2 protein-coding genes are annotated in these 1,319 nt (G+C 43.3%); both read right to left on the reverse strand.

The window, feature by feature from the left end:
• Positions 1-227: alkaline phosphatase (locus R8N46_RS24805; protein WP_318189723.1), on the reverse strand; the 227-nt coding region annotated here is incomplete at its 3' end.
• 131 nt (positions 228-358) lie between these two features.
• The gene (locus R8N46_RS24810) at positions 359-1,288 is read right to left on the reverse strand and encodes an SRPBCC family protein (RefSeq protein ID WP_318189724.1); all 930 of its coding nucleotides are present in this window, start codon (positions 1,286-1,288) and stop codon (positions 359-361) included.
• Positions 1,289-1,319: the final 31 nt, after the last annotated feature.

A 1,319-nucleotide genomic window follows, 5' to 3' on the forward strand; every position in this document is an offset into this window, starting at 1 on the left:
TAAGTATCATCATCGGGATAGGTGTGAGCCATGCCAACCAGTATCGAGTCAAAGACTGTAGGCTCAATCTGTTTAGTTTCTGGATTATCTTGATAATAACGGTAGGCGGTTGTGTAGGCAGGGCCCATTCCATCACCGATCATATAAATAATATTTTTCGGTGCTTCATTGGCGTGAACAAGCCCAGCCAGTAAACTGGCCGCAAGTAAAGAGTATCTGATTGTCATATTTCATCCATGAAAAAGTGACTGCGAGTATAAGCCGTCACTTTAATTACTGTTTTGCTTACAAGTATTCATCAATACTATCATTCAGTTAGGATGAAACCGCGTATTACATCATGGTTTTGCAACCCAAATCATTTCTTAAATAGGATCACTTCTGTACGTAGGCCGGCTTTAGGTGTCTCATTCGGGTTATTCAAGTAGCGCTCAATCCCCAAAGGCTTGCTCTTCACTTTTATGCCGTTTTGGCGTGTCAAATTCATCCCTAACGACCACGCATTGCCCAAAAACTGGTAGTCACCTTTGTGCTCAATCACAAAAGTTTCACACGCTGGAATCGTGCCAAACACAAAACCATTTGGTACCTCTACCATTTCACTCACGGGCAAGCAGGTTACAAATTCAAAATGACCGAGCTTCATGTCCATTGAAAGGTAATAGCAGAACAGTTCGCCGCTGACGGGCAGACTTTCTTTCTGCATCAGTTCGTACAGACTTTGAGTTTGCTTTTTCATGATTGGACCAAGCTCAGGAATTGTGCCTGAACCTTGCAAACCAACGTAATGAATCAAATCTTGATGACGAGTGCCGATTTCGCTCAACTGCGACAATATTTGCCCAGTTTCTAACTGGCTTTTTAGCATCTTGAATCCCCGATCGTAATCCATTTCAACCATGGATTTGAACATCGTTTTCAGAAAAAACAGATACCAAGGAACACGAGACTGCATTTGCCACTCTACGGTACAACCATCTTGTGACGGCGTCACGATGAGCGTTACCTTGCCGTGGCTTTTGATGGGGCGAAAAAAATGTAGCTCCATGTCTAAACGATGTTCTTGTGTGCTTTCCAGAACAACCGCCCCCGTTCCAATTCGTTGCCCATTCCATTGGTAACCAGCACCAACGTGGCCTTGATTGTCACTGTAAGTCAGCTCGCAGCTTGGCTCCAAAATGATCCAAGGAGACCACTCAGGCCAGTTTTTAAAATCCTTTAGATAATCGATGATCTCACTTTGAGATTTGTTGATTTCAATACTTTTGCTGACCTGATAAGCAAGCATAGCCATTCCTTAAGTTTCTGTTTCGCTCTAC

This window comes from Vibrio sp. 1874, assembly GCF_033344395.1.
In the GTDB taxonomy this organism is placed as follows: Bacteria; Pseudomonadota; Gammaproteobacteria; order Enterobacterales; family Vibrionaceae; genus Vibrio; species Vibrio alginolyticus.